This is a genomic window from Pseudoalteromonas sp. T1lg122 (assembly GCF_002964825.1).
In the GTDB taxonomy this organism is placed as follows: domain Bacteria; phylum Pseudomonadota; class Gammaproteobacteria; order Enterobacterales; family Alteromonadaceae; genus Pseudoalteromonas; species Pseudoalteromonas gelatinilytica.
In genome coordinates this window covers 218,543-232,493 of record NZ_PQCG01000001.1, presented here as the reverse complement: position 1 = coordinate 232,493, position 13,951 = coordinate 218,543, and the positions used below count along the sequence as shown (strand labels likewise).

General features: G+C 40.7%; 13 protein-coding genes and 1 pseudogene. 7 read left to right on the top strand and 7 right to left on the bottom strand.

All coding sequences use genetic code 11. The features are described from left to right. Positions 1 to 319 precede the first annotated feature (319 nt). Complete coding sequence (locus C2M33_RS01135) at positions 320 to 751, bottom strand: hypothetical protein (RefSeq protein WP_063707330.1); 432 nt, start codon at positions 749 to 751, stop codon at positions 320 to 322. Positions 752 to 935: 184 nt separating this feature from the next. Here C2M33_RS01135 and C2M33_RS01130 point away from each other — a divergent pair, with 184 nt between their 5' ends. Together C2M33_RS01130 and C2M33_RS01125 are read left to right on the top strand one after the other, a co-directional pair. Next, complete coding sequence (locus tag C2M33_RS01130) at positions 936 to 1,391, top strand: hypothetical protein (RefSeq protein WP_105173458.1); 456 nt, start codon at positions 936 to 938, stop codon at positions 1,389 to 1,391. Between the two features lie 58 nt (positions 1,392 to 1,449). Continuing rightward, on the top strand, positions 1,450 to 1,923 hold the full coding sequence (locus C2M33_RS01125) for a mechanosensitive ion channel family protein (protein WP_062565577.1): 474 nt from the start codon (positions 1,450 to 1,452) through the stop codon (positions 1,921 to 1,923). Positions 1,924 to 1,980: 57 nt separating this feature from the next. On the opposite strand, the gene bfr (C2M33_RS01120) is transcribed toward C2M33_RS01125, so the two are convergent. The 6 genes and pseudogenes from bfr (C2M33_RS01120) to C2M33_RS01095 form a co-directional block, all read right to left on the bottom strand. After that, positions 1,981 to 2,445: a bacterioferritin gene (gene bfr, locus C2M33_RS01120; RefSeq protein WP_105173457.1), complete on the bottom strand. Its 465-nt coding sequence runs from the start codon at positions 2,443 to 2,445 to the stop codon at positions 1,981 to 1,983. Between the two features lie 11 nt (positions 2,446 to 2,456). After that, a complete protein-coding gene (gene bfr, locus C2M33_RS01115; protein WP_063530309.1) occupies positions 2,457 to 2,930 on the bottom strand; it encodes a bacterioferritin in 474 nt (157 codons plus the stop codon). A gap of 209 nt (positions 2,931 to 3,139) precedes the next feature. Next, a pseudogene (locus C2M33_RS01110) lies at positions 3,140 to 5,274 on the bottom strand (TonB-dependent receptor). 221 nt (positions 5,275 to 5,495) lie between these two features. Then, positions 5,496 to 5,831, bottom strand: coding sequence for a DUF3703 domain-containing protein (locus C2M33_RS01105; protein WP_105173794.1), 336 nt, complete (start codon positions 5,829 to 5,831; stop codon positions 5,496 to 5,498). A 28-nt stretch (positions 5,832 to 5,859) separates the two neighbouring features. Next, complete coding sequence (locus C2M33_RS01100) at positions 5,860 to 6,930, bottom strand: PepSY-associated TM helix domain-containing protein (RefSeq protein ID WP_105173793.1); 1,071 nt, start codon at positions 6,928 to 6,930, stop codon at positions 5,860 to 5,862. Between the two features lie 64 nt (positions 6,931 to 6,994). Further along, complete coding sequence (locus tag C2M33_RS01095; protein WP_105173456.1) at positions 6,995 to 7,855, bottom strand: cation diffusion facilitator family transporter; 861 nt, start codon at positions 7,853 to 7,855, stop codon at positions 6,995 to 6,997. A gap of 170 nt (positions 7,856 to 8,025) precedes the next feature. Here C2M33_RS01095 and C2M33_RS01090 point away from each other — a divergent pair, with 170 nt between their 5' ends. From C2M33_RS01090 to C2M33_RS01070, 5 genes are all read left to right on the top strand, one after another. Beyond that, positions 8,026 to 8,403, top strand: a complete 378-nt coding sequence (locus tag C2M33_RS01090) for a hypothetical protein (protein ID WP_105173455.1) — start codon at positions 8,026 to 8,028, stop codon at positions 8,401 to 8,403. Positions 8,404 to 8,459: 56 nt separating this feature from the next. Further along, positions 8,460 to 9,587: an efflux RND transporter periplasmic adaptor subunit gene (locus tag C2M33_RS01085; RefSeq protein WP_105173454.1), complete on the top strand. Its 1,128-nt coding sequence runs from the start codon at positions 8,460 to 8,462 to the stop codon at positions 9,585 to 9,587. Positions 9,588 to 9,596: 9 nt separating this feature from the next. After that, a complete protein-coding gene (locus C2M33_RS01080) occupies positions 9,597 to 12,707 on the top strand; it encodes an efflux RND transporter permease subunit (protein WP_105173453.1) in 3,111 nt (1,036 codons plus the stop codon). A 127-nt stretch (positions 12,708 to 12,834) separates the two neighbouring features. Next, a complete protein-coding gene (locus C2M33_RS01075; protein WP_105173452.1) occupies positions 12,835 to 13,320 on the top strand; it encodes a GNAT family N-acetyltransferase in 486 nt (161 codons plus the stop codon). Positions 13,321 to 13,442: 122 nt separating this feature from the next. Then, complete coding sequence (locus tag C2M33_RS01070) at positions 13,443 to 13,949, top strand: hypothetical protein (RefSeq protein ID WP_105173451.1); 507 nt, start codon at positions 13,443 to 13,445, stop codon at positions 13,947 to 13,949. The last annotated feature ends 2 nt before the right edge of the window (positions 13,950 to 13,951 follow it).

Below are 13,951 nucleotides of genomic sequence, written 5' to 3'. Positions count from 1 at the left end.
TAAAGTGAGTGAGTTTCGAGGGTAAAGCTTGTAGGAGGCGTTTTAACGCCGAACCTCTCAGGTTCACGGCTGAAGCCGTTCCTACGTGAAAATTTCCACGGTTTTTGTCGCCATAAATGACGACCTACATGGGCACTCGAAAGTGTAAAATTTGTTTCGCGCGTTTGTTTTTAAATAATCGCGGCGGAAAGACGCCGCTACTTGTGAAACTGTATAGACTCAAACATCATTGACTCGCATCTCGCATCTCGCATCTCGCATCTCGCATCTCGCATCTCGCATCTCGCATCTCGCATCTCGCATCTCGCATCTCGCAACTTTAATCTTCTTTCTTTGCTTTTTTCGCGAGAATTTCAACTTCGGCTTTTTCAGTTACACCTGCCATACTAAGGGCTGTGCTGCCTACCGATTCATATTCCAGTTTGATTTTATCGAGTTTGGCGTCGTTCTTGTCTGGCAAACTTAAGCTACGTGATGACATTCCTTTGGTTAAAACACCAAGGTTATCAAATACTTTTTCTTCACCGTTGTTCATAACGACTTTAATTTTTTTAAGATTCACCGTGCCATGAGTGCATTTGATTTTAATATGGCTGTAGTTGCTGCTGGTGATTGGGTTAACGGTATCGGTTTCGCTTTTGTAGCTGACTTTTTTCTCAGCAATCGTTTTCCAGTCGTCATCACTTGCTAGGCTTTGTACGCTGGTTAAGGCTAAAAATGTTGTTAAAGCGATGAGTTTGACTATTTTCATTTGATTCCCTCCAAAAGTTATCATCATTTAAATTTATAGCATATAAACAGATTGGTTGCCTATGCAAAGTTCATAAAATAGAACCAAAAGCATTTTTTAATCGTATTAACTAATACGTTATAAATTCACCAACCTTAATCAGCATGCTATGCTAGTAAAGTGTCTATAAGTTTATGGATTTTCAATGAGATATTACTTTTGTTTAGTGGCTTTTTTCCTTTCGACTTCGTCAATTGCCAGTGCTCTGCTGGATGTAACACCGAGCAATAAAACGCAGTTTTTGGCACTGATAAAAGACAAACAAGGTGATTACAAAACAAAAGAGGGCAGTGATGCGGTTTGCCAAAACGCATCTTTTTCATTGATAAAAGAATCAACGCAAGGCTTTAGCTTAGGGACGTTAATCGATTTTAGTGACTTACATAACGGCACGCAGGTAAAAAAGATACCACACTTTTGCGTTGTCAGTTCGAAGTTAAAATACTTTGTAAATGGCATTGTTAGAACCAAGCGCTACTTTCGCTGTGATAATGAAGACGACAACGGTTCAACAACAGAAGATCTGCGTTTTAAAGACAATGGCAATATCACTTATACACTGAGTAAACCTGATGTTTCTTGTGTGTTTGAAAAGCAATAATAGTTTTCCTCATACAATTTTAAGCCTATGATGGGCTTTATTTTTACTTGAAAATCTTATGACTAGCCAACTTATTCAAGCATTTTTAGTACTTGCTGCTTTTTACATAGCAAGCCTTATTATTGACCGTGCTATTAAACAGTTTCAACGTCGCTTTGATTCAACCGCTCTTGAAACTTTTCGGCTTATTTCTAACTCGCAGCGCGCTATTTTATTATTCATAGGTATTGTGCTTGCGTTATCGAAACTGGGTTTTGACGTAGCCGCGTTAGTTGCCGGCTTAGGCCTAACAGGCTTTGCATTGGGTTTTGCGTTGAAGGATGCTATTTCAAATCTAGTAGCAGGTGTGATGATTGTGCTTTATAAGCCCATAAAGCTTGGTAATTACATTGAAGTGAGTAATTCAAAGGGCACTGTGATTGATCTTAATTTGCGCTATATCACAATTAAAGGCGAAGGAGCGGTGCATTTAATTCCTAACTCTTTAATTTTAAGTAATAAAGTGTCAATCATTGATCGCGAAGACGATTAATCACAAATTTTAGCTATAAAAAAAGCAGCCTAGGCTGCTTTTTTAAGTTTTAGCAAATTACATTTGAGATTGCAGGTAATTCTCAAGCCCTGCGGTTTTGATTAACTGCTGCTGTGTTTCAAGCCAATCAATCTGTTCTTCTTGCTCATCTAAGATGTGATCAAGCGCTTCACGGCTGATGTAATCTTTTTTCTCTTCAGCAAGTTTAATTGCCGCTTTAAGATCAGGTAATGAATCCAGTTCAAAGCTCATATTCGCTCCGATCATTTCTTCAGAGTTTTCACCAATACGTAGGCGACCTAAATCTTGTAAGTTTGGTAAACCTTCTAAAAACAAAATACGTTCAATTAAACGGTCGGCGTTTTTCATTTTTTGAATAGATACTTTGTAATCAGCTTTATCTAATTTTGAAAAGCCAAAATCTTTAAACATACGAGCGTGTAAAAAGTATTGGTTAATACCTACTAATTCATTCGCTAATACTTTATTAAGTGCAGCAATGACGCTTTTATCGCCTTTCATACAATTAGCCTCTATTCGCCCATTTGAGATTGATGGTAGTTTTGGCTACCAATTTTGTCGATTAGACCAAGCTGTTGTTCTAACCAGTAAACATGATCTTCTTCTGTATCAAATAATAGCTTTTCAAGCACTTCGCGTGACTGATAGTCTTTTTCTTCTTCACAGATAGCAATTGCTTCTTTAACGCAGTCAACAACTTCTAGCTCAAGTGTTAAATCATTTTGCATCATGCTTTTAACGTCTGAGCCAATTAATAGATCACGACGTTTAGTCATGTTTGGTACGCCTTCTAAAAATAGAATACGTTTGATCAACCAATCAGCGTGATCTTTTTCTTCTTCCATTTCGTGGTTAAGACGCTCATACAGCTTATTTAGGCCCCAATCATCATACATACGAGAATGAATAAAGTATTGATCTATAGCGGCTAATTCGTTTGCGAGTAGTTTGTTAAAACTATCGATGACTTTTTGGTTACCTTTCATAATGCTGTCCTCGAATTCCAAGTTGCGGTAATTGTAGTATATAAAAACAAGATTGCAAACTTTTTCCTTTGTAAATCAGTTGTTTACTATTGAGTGTGATTCTCGTTTAAGTTTGCGTTAATGGTTGATAAATGAACAATCTATCGTTTCTATTCTTAAATGAAAAAAGCCCTTACTAAGAAGGGCTTGTTGTTCTTCATTAAAGTAATTTAGAAGCTATAAGTTGCACCAAGTGTAACAGTGGTACCTAGCCTTTAATGTTATAGCCACCATAGGTGTATGACTGGGCACGGGCAGGGTAGTAATCATTATTGAATAGGTTTTCTACCCCCATAAACGCTTGCCAGTTTTTACTAAAGTTATAACGACCGCTTAGGTTAAATAGGTTGTAACTGCTAATTGGCCCTTGGTCGCCAACATAGTCACCGTCTGCATTTGGTTCAAAGCGTTTGCGAGAACCCACATATAAATAACTTACCGTCAGTGATAATTCATCATTAGGTTGCCAGTTTAAGTTAGCAGTGCCTTTTGGTGGGCTTATTTGGCGCGAACCTAAGTAAATGTCGTCTTTGGTGTTTTTACCTTCAACATAGCTGTAAGTTGCAACCAGTTTTAGAGTTGGGTTAATTTTATAATCAACTAATGTTTCGTAACCCCAAATCTCTTGCGGTGCACGTACCGGCTCATACACACCGGTTACTTCATTAAAGCTATTCGTGGTGCCAAATTCTGATGTACTACGGTAAGCTGCAAATTCAAAACGTAAGTCATCAAACTGTGAGGTAAAACCAATTTCATAGTTATCGATGATTGATGCTTCTGTTTGAATTAAACCAATATCGTTTACCGTTGCAGCACGTAATAGGCGGCCAATATCTGAGATATCAGACCCTTGTGAATAATTGGCAAACGGGCTGAAGACCTCAAGTAAATTGTATTTCACACCTACGTTATAAGTGGTTGCATCGTAATCTATGGTGTCACCTTTTACACTAAGCGGCACTGAGCACTGTGTTTCAGAGCGGCAAAGCTTTAAGGTTTCGTAGTCATCAACGGTTAAATCAATGCTCTCTTGGCGCACACCCGCTTTAATAACTAAATCATTATTGATAACCCATTTTGTTTGTAAAAAGCCAGCAAGACTTTCCATATCCATTTCTGGTACCCAAACACGACCATCAACAAGTGGTTGAGACGTCACATCATTAAGTGCATCCAGGCCATAAATGAAGGTAGCTTCAACATTGTCAAAATCTACAAGGGTATTGAAGGTAGCGCGTGCACCTTTCTTTTCAGAGCGAATAATTGATTGGCCGCCTTCGTAGCCTTCGTCTGGGTTAGCTAAGTTTGTAGAAAAGAAAAACACATTCTCGATGTCTTGCATGTAAAGGTCGAGTGTCATTTGGGTATTAGTAAACAGGGCGTAGTCTGTGTATTTTAAGGTAATGTTTTCGTTACCGTCTGGGCCTTGTGGTTTACCTTGCTTTTGCAGCTCTTTAGGTACATGTATGGCATAGGTTTTTTCGCCATCATTAAGATCCCCTACAACATCCCCTAAATCGGTTTTTTGTTGAGAGCTAAAGTAGTTATAGCTAAATTGCAGTTGCTTCTCATCGTCAAAATCATAACCAAGTTTGGTGAAGTAGTTTTCGGTTACTGCATCAGATAAACCGTACTGTAAGCCAAGAATATCGCCTTCAGCGTCACGTTGAACGCCATTTTCTTCGTAACTTGCGGTGAATAAATAGCTAATTTTATCAGCACGACCATTAATTGCCGCGGAGACTCGCGCACCAGCGCTTTCTTCTAACTTAACTGCACTAAAGCGTGACGATAGGCTGATCTCACCTTCTGGCTGACCATCACTTGTTGCTTGTTTTGTGATGTAGTTAATAATACCGCCCGATGCGCCATTACCATAAACAGAGGTAGCACCTTTAATTACTTCGATACGCGCAATGGCACTTGGGTCGAGTGTTTTAACTCCTAACGAGCCGTTTCTGAGAGGTGTAGATTGTGGCACACCATCAATCATCACAAGTGGTGCACGGCCGCGTAAACTCTGACCTGTATTACTCGAACTACCTGTATCTGGTGCAAGGCCTGGTACCATTTGCGCAAGTAAGCTTTGTAGTTCTGGATTAACTTTTAAATGCTCTTCAATTTGCTGTTGGCTAATAATCGTGACGGAAGCGGGTACTTCATCAATGCTTTCAAATACACGGCTGCCTGATACAACAACGTGTTCCATTTCTTCTGCGGTAAGTTTTTTATTGATGGCTTCATCAGCAAATGATTGGCTGCTTAGTGCAAGAGCGACCAGAGTCAGTGAAGTTTTTAACATGCTTGTCCTTGTTAAATCAGTATTTATTATGTGATTGTGCGGCAGTCTAAATGTAAAGAAGTGTAAAGGCAAGGCTAATGATAATTATTTGCAATAATAAGTTGACAGGTTTTAGTCATTTGTATTTGCTTGCTTAAGCCAAAGGGCTTAAATGGAGAGTCATGATAAATAGGGGATTGTCGTGTTTAATAGCTACCAAGTAACTGCAGATTAAAGCGGCTTTAGCTTAAAAAACGTTTCAAGTCATCAGGTATAGGCATTGTTTTGAAGGGGCTAACATTAGTGCCACCAGTGTTACCGAGAGGGACCCATATACGCGAAAACACAATTGAAGCAGCCATGCGAGCAAACTGACCAATTATTTCCTTGGCATTATGGGTTTTAAAACCAATTTTACACATCCACCAATGCGAGTAAGTATGCGCAATGATATAGCTTTGACCCAGAATATGAGCTCGCTCTAAGTGATAAAAAGCGGTTGTGTAATCTGCTTTCTCATAACTCGTTTTAGCCAATATCATTTCGGTGTTAAAGGCATGTTTAAGCTCACTATTCATGGCGAATGTCATTTTCAGTAATGGTTGTTTATTTGTAATGCCGTTTGTACCAAAAGTAAATACCTGAAATTGTGAAAAATAACGGTGACAAAGCCAATAGTAACCACAGTAATTGCACGATAGGGCCTGCAAAATCACCAATATGAAACTTATATTTAAAGTTCCATGTTTGCGTGGTCCATGAGCTTTGGCTGGCATCATAGCTTGCAACAATATCTGCTGAATATGGGTTTGCCCATACCCAACTATAGGCATGGCTTTCACCCGGGTTTTCTATTCTAAAGCCTATGTTATCAGTTGGTTTTTTCGGTAAATAAATTCTAAATAACTTACCCTCCGGAAATACAGTTTGTGCGTTATCAAACGCTTTTTGCACTTGTAAAGGCGTGTCCGCTAAAGGGGGAATAACGGCTGGCGGTTTAGGTCTCTCTTCAACAGTGCCTTGCATCACAAATTCTAATACGGCTTTGGTTTGTTCTTTCCAATGAAACGCCATACCTGTGTAAGCAATTAAAATGAGTGGAATTAAAAAATACACACCCAGAACGGTATGTAGCTGATACATCAGCACTCTAAATTTTGCTTTACGCTTAATAGCCAAGCGCTTCATGCGATTTTTTGGTTTAACCCAAATATAAAAACCGAGCAGAATTTCAATAATAAGAATGAGCGCACACACCGAAACCCAGTTTCTTAATGGGCGGTTTTTATCGCCATCTTCATATAGCAGCCAGCGGTGCAAAGCCATGGTAAAGCCATAAATCGTACTGTAGTAATCGTACTCATGTAACACTTGGCCGTTGTAAGGATTTACACTGACATAGCGGTTGTTTGCCAACTGTAATTGCCAAGCAAGATCACTGCGCTGATCAGGCATTAACAGGGTAACTGGTTGTTTAGTTGAAGCTGAAACGTGTTTTATGAGGTCATCAAAATCAAGAGCTGAAGCCGCTGGTTTTACCGTCCATTTATCGCTTTGAGTAAGGTATTGAATGTCTTTTGCGTAAATAAGCAACGCACCGGTCAAACTTAAACAAATCAAAAATAAACCGCTTACTAAGGCAAGCAATAAATGCGTACGACGTAACCACAACTTCAACAAGGTTTGTTCCTTCAGTTTGCTGTTAAAACAAAACTGAATAGTAAATGATAACGCGTAACATTTACACTAAAACTTGTTCAATGGTGCAGCTCTCAATTGCAAAGTTATCATGTAAAAAGTGACGTATTTCATCGTTATTGATGTTTTGCTTGGCACTAAACTTGAGCTCGCAATGAACGTGATGATCATCTATTTGCCACGTTTTGAGGTAATCAACATCAGTGATGGCAAATTGGGCTTTAAGCTCAGTAATAGCTGCTGTTAAAGCAAAATTATCAGGGGCTGCCTGCATCAAAATTTTACTGCTAGCTATTAACAACAAAACACCATGGTAAATGACATACACAGAAATCAGCATAGTGGCAATTAAATCAACAATATACCATTGATAAAGAATGATTAAGGTACCAGCTATGATCACCACCACTGAAGCTAATGCATCAGACACATTATGTATAAACGCAGCACGAATATTCATGCTGTCTTTAGCACCTGCTTTGTAAGTTAAAAGGGCGGTGACAAGGTCAATAATGAGCGCAAGTCCAGCGACCCAAATGATGATCCAACCATCAATGGGCTCAGGGTTTAAATAGTTGGAGATAGCTTCAACAATTAAGTAACCACCAATCACAATTAAACTTAAGCTGTTAAATAGGGTTGCTAAAATTTCAGCGCGTTTATAGCCGTATTGATAACGATCATTAGCAGGTTTGGCACCAATTTTTCGGGCGATTAGGGCAATGAATAACGACGAGGCATCACTTAAATTATGCAGTGCATCAGCAATTAACGATAAACTGCCAGAAACAAGGCCGCCAATCACCTGAGCGACAGTTAATAACACATTGATTGCAACTGCCAGCATGAGTTGGCGGGTGCTTTGGTTATTTGTATCGTGATGATGGTGGTGTCCGTGTCCCATAAAAATACCGAGTTATTGATTTGCTTTATTTTTATACCATGCGTGCCGTGGTATTGAAATGTTTGTAATGCATTGTTCGTGTGCAGATTATAATTTACTGTTCAAATGCCGGTAGATTTGTTAATTTAGCGCCGTTGTACCAATTTTTAGTTCTAATTTTTAGGCTCAATGTGAAAGCTGCATTTTTTATTTTGATTAGCGTATTATTGCTCCAGCCACTGCTGGATAGCTTTGATGTGGCCGATCATAATGCTGCGTTTAATCACACCTCGGTACTGTTATCAGAAGAAATTGACCTTGAAGCCCATTGCACTGCCAATGGCGATCACCAGTTACATCAATCAGAGCATGCCGAGCTTAGCAAACAGTTGTCTGACTCAGCCGAAAAAGGCCATTGTCATGTTTGTCACAGCCCTGCGTTTGTCGATTCGCTGCAATTGTCTGAACCTACTGGTATCTATTTCACTAAAATCGAATCACTTGATTTCAACTTCAAATCGGCTGACTTAGCACCGCTACATCGCCCACCTATTTTAGCTCTTACTTAATCAAAAACCCTTTTTAGATTTTTTGGGCTTAGCCCATTTTAAGTAAGAGACACTCTATGTATTTAAGAAATTTTATGCGTTACGCATTGCTGTGCGTATGCTATATGACTGTGACAAATATTTATGCGACAGAACAAGCGCATAATCATCAAGAAAATGAGCAAGCTGAGCATGCTAATGAAGTCAGTTTAACTGAGCAGCAACAGCAACTAGCTAATATCAAGGTTGAGCGCCTTGTGTTGAAAAAACAAAATCAAACCTTGTATGCACCGGGCGAAATTAAAGCCAATGGCTACGTCAGTTATGTGGTGTCACCTCGTGTTGATTCTATCGTTGTAAAACGCCATGCCTTATTAGGGCAGCATGTAAATAAAGGAGACTCTTTAGTCACTTTATTTAGTGGCGAAGTAGCCAGCCAGCAAACTGAATTTAGATTAGCAGAAGCCGAGTGGCAACGTGTTACTAAAATGACCGCGGGCACAGTCAGCGAAAAACAAATCTTAACTGCCAAAGCCGAGTATGAAGTCGCCTATAGCCGATTAGTTGCCTTTGGTTTATCAAAACAAGCTATTGCACAAACACTCACCATAAGCCCAGAAAAACTCGGTGAATACACCTTGTTTGCACAAACATCGGGGGCTGTTTTAACCGATAACTTTGCCCAAGGTCAGCGAGTTGATTCGGGGATTGAGCTGATGCTAATAGCCGATGAATCTGCGCTTTGGGTTGCTGCTCAGCTTTCAGCTAATCAAGACCGTACTATCAGTAATGGCTCTACGGCGCTGTTAGAAGTTAACGGCAATCGCTATCAAGCAAGGGTTATTCAAGAAGCACATACCATTGATGAACAAACACGTTCACGAACTGTTAGGCTCGAGGTAAAAAACACCCAGCATAGTTTGCACCCAGGCATGTTTGCGGATGTGTATTTTCATTTTGAGACAGAGCAAGAGGTACTTGCCGTACCAGAAAATGCATTAACACGCAGTGCAGATGGTGACTGGCAGTTATTTGTCGTTGATGACGATGGTGGCTTTGCTGCCCAAGAAGTAACCCTTGGCAGAAGTTTTGGTGATTATCGTGAAGTGTTAGGTATTAAAGCCGGGCTTGAAGTTGTCACCCAAGGTGCTTTTTTTATTGCATCACAGCTAGCTAAAGGCGGATTTGATCCGCATAACCACTAGAGGTGATGCATGTTTAATTTATTAATAGAGGCGGTTATAAAGAACCGTTTACTGGTGTTATTGGCCTTGCTTGCAGCGATTGCGGTGAGTGCATTTATGATCCCAAAACTTAATTTAGATGCCTTTCCTGATGTGACGAATTTGCAAGTTGCGGTGAATACCGAAGCGCCAGGGCTTGCGGCTGAAGAAGTTGAGCAGCTGATCACCTACCCGATAGAAGCGGTTATGTATGCGCTGCCCGATGTAGAGCAGGTACGCTCTATTTCTAAAACAGGGTTATCGGGCGTCACTGTGGTGTTTAAAGAAGGCGTCGATATTTACTTTGCTAGGCAACTGGTTTTTGAACGTTTGCAGTCTGCTAAAGAGTTGATCCCAGATGGTGTGGGTATGCCAACCATGGGCCCTAATACATCAGGACTTGGACAAGTCTACCAATATCTACTTGAAGCAAAGCCAGATGCCAACATTGATAGCATGGCACTGCGTAGCTTAAATGATTGGGTGGTTAAATTACTTATATTACCCATTGATGGTGTGACCGATATTCTGTCATTTGGCGGTGAGGTTAGGCAGTATCAAGTGAACATAAACCCCAATAAGTTACTTGCTTATGACTTAACACAGCAAGATGTTAGTGACGCTCTAGATGCTAACAACAGTAATGTGGGTGGCTGGTATATGAATCGTGGTCAAGAGCAGCTTGTTATTCGTGGTACAGGTTGGTTTACCCCAGGAGACAAAGGGCTTGCTGAGATTGCGCAAACACCTATCAAAACCATTGATGGTACAGTCGTTAAAGTGGCCGATGTTGCAAATGTTGAGCTTGGAAGTGAAATTCGCCAAGGCGCTGTCACCTTGTCTAAACGCAATGAACAAGGGGAAATAGTCAATCGTGGTGAAGTGGTGACTGGTATCGTGCTGAAAAGAATGGGGGCAAATACCAAGCAAACGATTGATGGCATTAACGCGCGTATCGAGATGATAAATCAAGCACTGCCAAAAGGGGTTGAATTTAAAGCCATTTACGATCAAGCAGAACTTATTAGCCAAGCGGTACAAACGGTTATTGATGCACTGCTTTTAGCTTTTGTTTTTATTATCATTGTATTAGCGCTATTTTTGTTGGATTTAAGAGCAACATTTATGGTGTTGTTGTCGATCCCTATTTCGATTGGCTTAGCACTGAGTGTAATGGCATGGCTTGGCTTGTCGGCAAACTTAATGTCGTTAGGTGGGATTGCTGTTGCAATCGGTATGCTGGTAGATGGCTCAGTTGTGATGGTTGAGAATGTATTTAGGCACTTAGGGCTTAAGCATAATCAACATAAGCCTTCTTCGGAGCTGGTTGCTATTGCTGCAAAAGAAGTCGCACGGCCTATCTTTTTTGCCTCTTTGATCATACTAACGGTATTTTTACCGCTGTTTAGCTTTGAAGGCGTTGAGGCGAAGTTATTTCAGCCAATGGCTGTAAGTATTATGCTTGCGATTATTAGCGCTGTGATCGTTGCCTTGGTTGTGGTGCCAGCTCTGTGCGTGTACTTATTTGCCAAGGGCGTGACAGTAAAGCAAAGTATTCTGTTAAAACCTATCGATATGCTTTATCAACGGGCTTTACAAAAAGCATTGCAGGCTAAACGTAGCGTTTTAGCTATAGCAGGGTTATTACTGATTGTAGCGGCTGTTATCCTTCCAAGGTTGGGTACTGAATTTGTGCCAGAGCTTGAAGAAGGCACTATTAACCTACTTGTGACACTAGCTCCATCTGCAAGTCTCGATACGGCAATCTTAGTTGCACCAAAGCTTGAAGCCATGTTGCTTGAATTTAGTGAGGTGGAATATGCGCTGAGCCGAATCGGTCGGGCTGAAGTAGGGGGAGATCCAGAACCAGTTAACAACATTGAAATCTATTTAGGCTTAAAACCTCATGAGCAATGGGTAAACGCGAAAACGCGTGTCGAATTACAGCAACTAATGGAAGCCAAGCTTGAGCAGTTCCCAGGGCTTTTGTTTAACTTTTCACAGCCTATAGCAACCCGAGTAGATGAGCTTTTATCAGGTGTTAAAGCGCAATTGGCCATAAAATTATTTGGTAGTGACCTAGGCGTTTTAACTGAAAAAGGCCAACAAATTGAGCAGCTAGTTCAGCAAATACCTGGCGCTAAAGATGTCGCTATGGAGCAAATAGGCGGCGAAGCGCAGCTGATAGTTAAACCTAACCGTTTGGCATTGTCGCGTTTTGGCTTATCGGTGGCTGATTTAATGGATGTAGTTCAGCACGGTATTGGCGGGCAATCCGCAGGGCAAATCATTAATGCCAATGAGCGCTATGATATTTATGTGCGTATAGCAAAAAGCTTTCGCCAAAACCCAAATGTGATTGCTGATCTTCGACTGCAAACCCCCACGGGTGCCATTGTAAGGGTGGGGGATGTAGCTGATGTACAAATTGAGTCTGGCGCTCCGCAAGTTCGTCGCGATGATGTTCAAAGGCGGGTGGTTATTCAAGCGAATGTGCAGGGGCGAGATATGGGATCTGTAGTTGCCGATATACGCGCTACCATTGCCGATAAAATGCAGTTACCTAGTGGTTACAGTGTGGCGATTGGCGGTCAGTTCGAAAACCAACAACGGGCACAAAAGCGGCTAATGATAGTAGTGCCAGTGGCCTTATTACTGATTGCGTTATTGCTTTATTTTGCTTTTAGTAACCTATCGCAAGTGGTGCTTATTCTTGTCAATGTTCCCTTGGCTGTAATTGGTGGGGTGATTGCATTGTATGTGTCAGGACAATACTTATCTGTACCCAGTTCAGTAGGGTTTATCACACTGTTTGGTGTTGCTGTATTGAATGGTGTTGTGATGGTCGAAAGTATTAATCAAAGGATTAGTGCAGGAGATAGCAAAGATAAAGCAGTATTTGAAGGCGCTGTTTCAAGGCTAAGACCCGTACTCATGACTGCGCTTACTTCAATGCTTGGGCTAATTCCAATGCTCCTTAGCACAGGAATAGGGGCCGAAATACAAAAGCCACTTGCTACGGTTATTGTTGGCGGCTTGGTCAGTGCAACCTTTTTAACTTTATTTGTACTTCCGGTACTTTATAAGTCGATGAGTAAATAAAGCATAATGGGGCTAACTTTTAGTAGCCCCTTTTTAAATGCCGTGTATTTCTGTAAAGGGCGTTTACACCATGCTAAAGCCCTTATAAACTGGGCGTTACAATAATGATGTAAAAAAGGAATACAGAGTGAGTAACGAAATTACAATTCGTCCGGCAGTCGCAAGTGATGCTGCAACAATCCTACATTTTATTACCGAACTTGCTATTTACGAAAAAGAACCCGACGCAGTTAAAACAGACGAGCAAGCTATTTTAAAAACGTTGTTCAGTGAAGGCGCAACGGCGCATAGTGTTATTTGTTTAGACGGCGACACACCAATTGGCTTTGCTGTGTATTTTTATAATTACTCAACCTGGCTTGGTAAAAATGGTTTGTATTTAGAAGATCTTTACGTCAGTGCTGACAGCCGTGGTAAAGGCGCTGGTAAGCAAATTATGCAATATCTTGCTAAGCAAGCACTCGAAAAAGACTGTGGTCGTTTTGAGTGGGTGGTACTTGATTGGAATAAACCAGCCATTGATTTTTACGACAGCATTGGTGCTAAACCGCAAAACGAATGGATTATTTACCGCCTAACAGGCCAAGAGCTTATCGACTTTGCGCATCAATAAGTAATGTTGCTATAAATAAAAATCAACAAATAACAATATAAATAAAAATCATTTGCATTTGATCTTTTCTGTGTGTAGTTTAAATACACATAGAATGATTGGTATAAGTGCAGGTGATTTTTATGACTCAAACAACACGCCACACACCGTTAACTTCGCACGCCATTGATGATGCGCTTGCTCCTTGGCAAAGTGCTATTTATCAAGGCAACTTAGCATTTGAATCTGGCGAGCTTATTACTGCGCGTGATCATTACACGGTTGCAAGCAGCTGCGCCGAAACACTACTGGCGCAATTTTCTAATATTCCAATCAACCATTCGGTAACTCGCTCGTTAGAGCATTGTATTGCAGCATTTGTTGTTGCCACTTTGAATCTTGCCGACACCTTTAAAGTCATGCAAAAACACGATAAAGCATGCACCTGGCTTTGTCATGCTCATCAACGATTAAGCGTGCTATTAAATCACCCAGAGCAGCAAGTTCGCACCTTGGTGCTGCACCATCATCATAAAACCTATTATGAGCTGGTTAAGTTTGCGAGCATGGCATCGGCATTTCCGGCACTTATTAACCGAATCAACCAGCTATTAGCTGACCATCCCCATAAAACGCAGTTATTACATTAACG

Bases quoted from the DNA above. Each gene is read 5' to 3' on its own strand.
- C2M33_RS01135 (WP_063707330.1), bottom strand. From the start codon at position 751: ATGAAAATAGTCAAACTCATCGCTTTAACAACATTTTTAGCCTTAACC.
- C2M33_RS01130 (WP_105173458.1), top strand. From the start codon at position 936: ATGAGATATTACTTTTGTTTAGTGGCTTTTTTCCTTTCGACTTCGTCA.
- C2M33_RS01125 (WP_062565577.1), top strand. From the start codon at position 1,450: ATGACTAGCCAACTTATTCAAGCATTTTTAGTACTTGCTGCTTTTTAC.
- bfr (WP_105173457.1), bottom strand. From the start codon at position 2,445: ATGAAAGGCGATAAAAGCGTCATTGCTGCACTTAATAAAGTATTAGCG.
- bfr (WP_063530309.1), bottom strand. From the start codon at position 2,930: ATGAAAGGTAACCAAAAAGTCATCGATAGTTTTAACAAACTACTCGCA.
- C2M33_RS01105 (WP_105173794.1), bottom strand. From the start codon at position 5,831: ATGAATAGTGAGCTTAAACATGCCTTTAACACCGAAATGATATTGGCT.
- C2M33_RS01095 (WP_105173456.1), bottom strand. From the start codon at position 7,855: ATGGGACACGGACACCACCATCATCACGATACAAATAACCAAAGCACC.
- C2M33_RS01085 (WP_105173454.1), top strand. From the start codon at position 8,460: ATGTATTTAAGAAATTTTATGCGTTACGCATTGCTGTGCGTATGCTAT.
- C2M33_RS01080 (WP_105173453.1), top strand. From the start codon at position 9,597: ATGTTTAATTTATTAATAGAGGCGGTTATAAAGAACCGTTTACTGGTG.
- C2M33_RS01070 (WP_105173451.1), top strand. From the start codon at position 13,443: ATGACTCAAACAACACGCCACACACCGTTAACTTCGCACGCCATTGAT.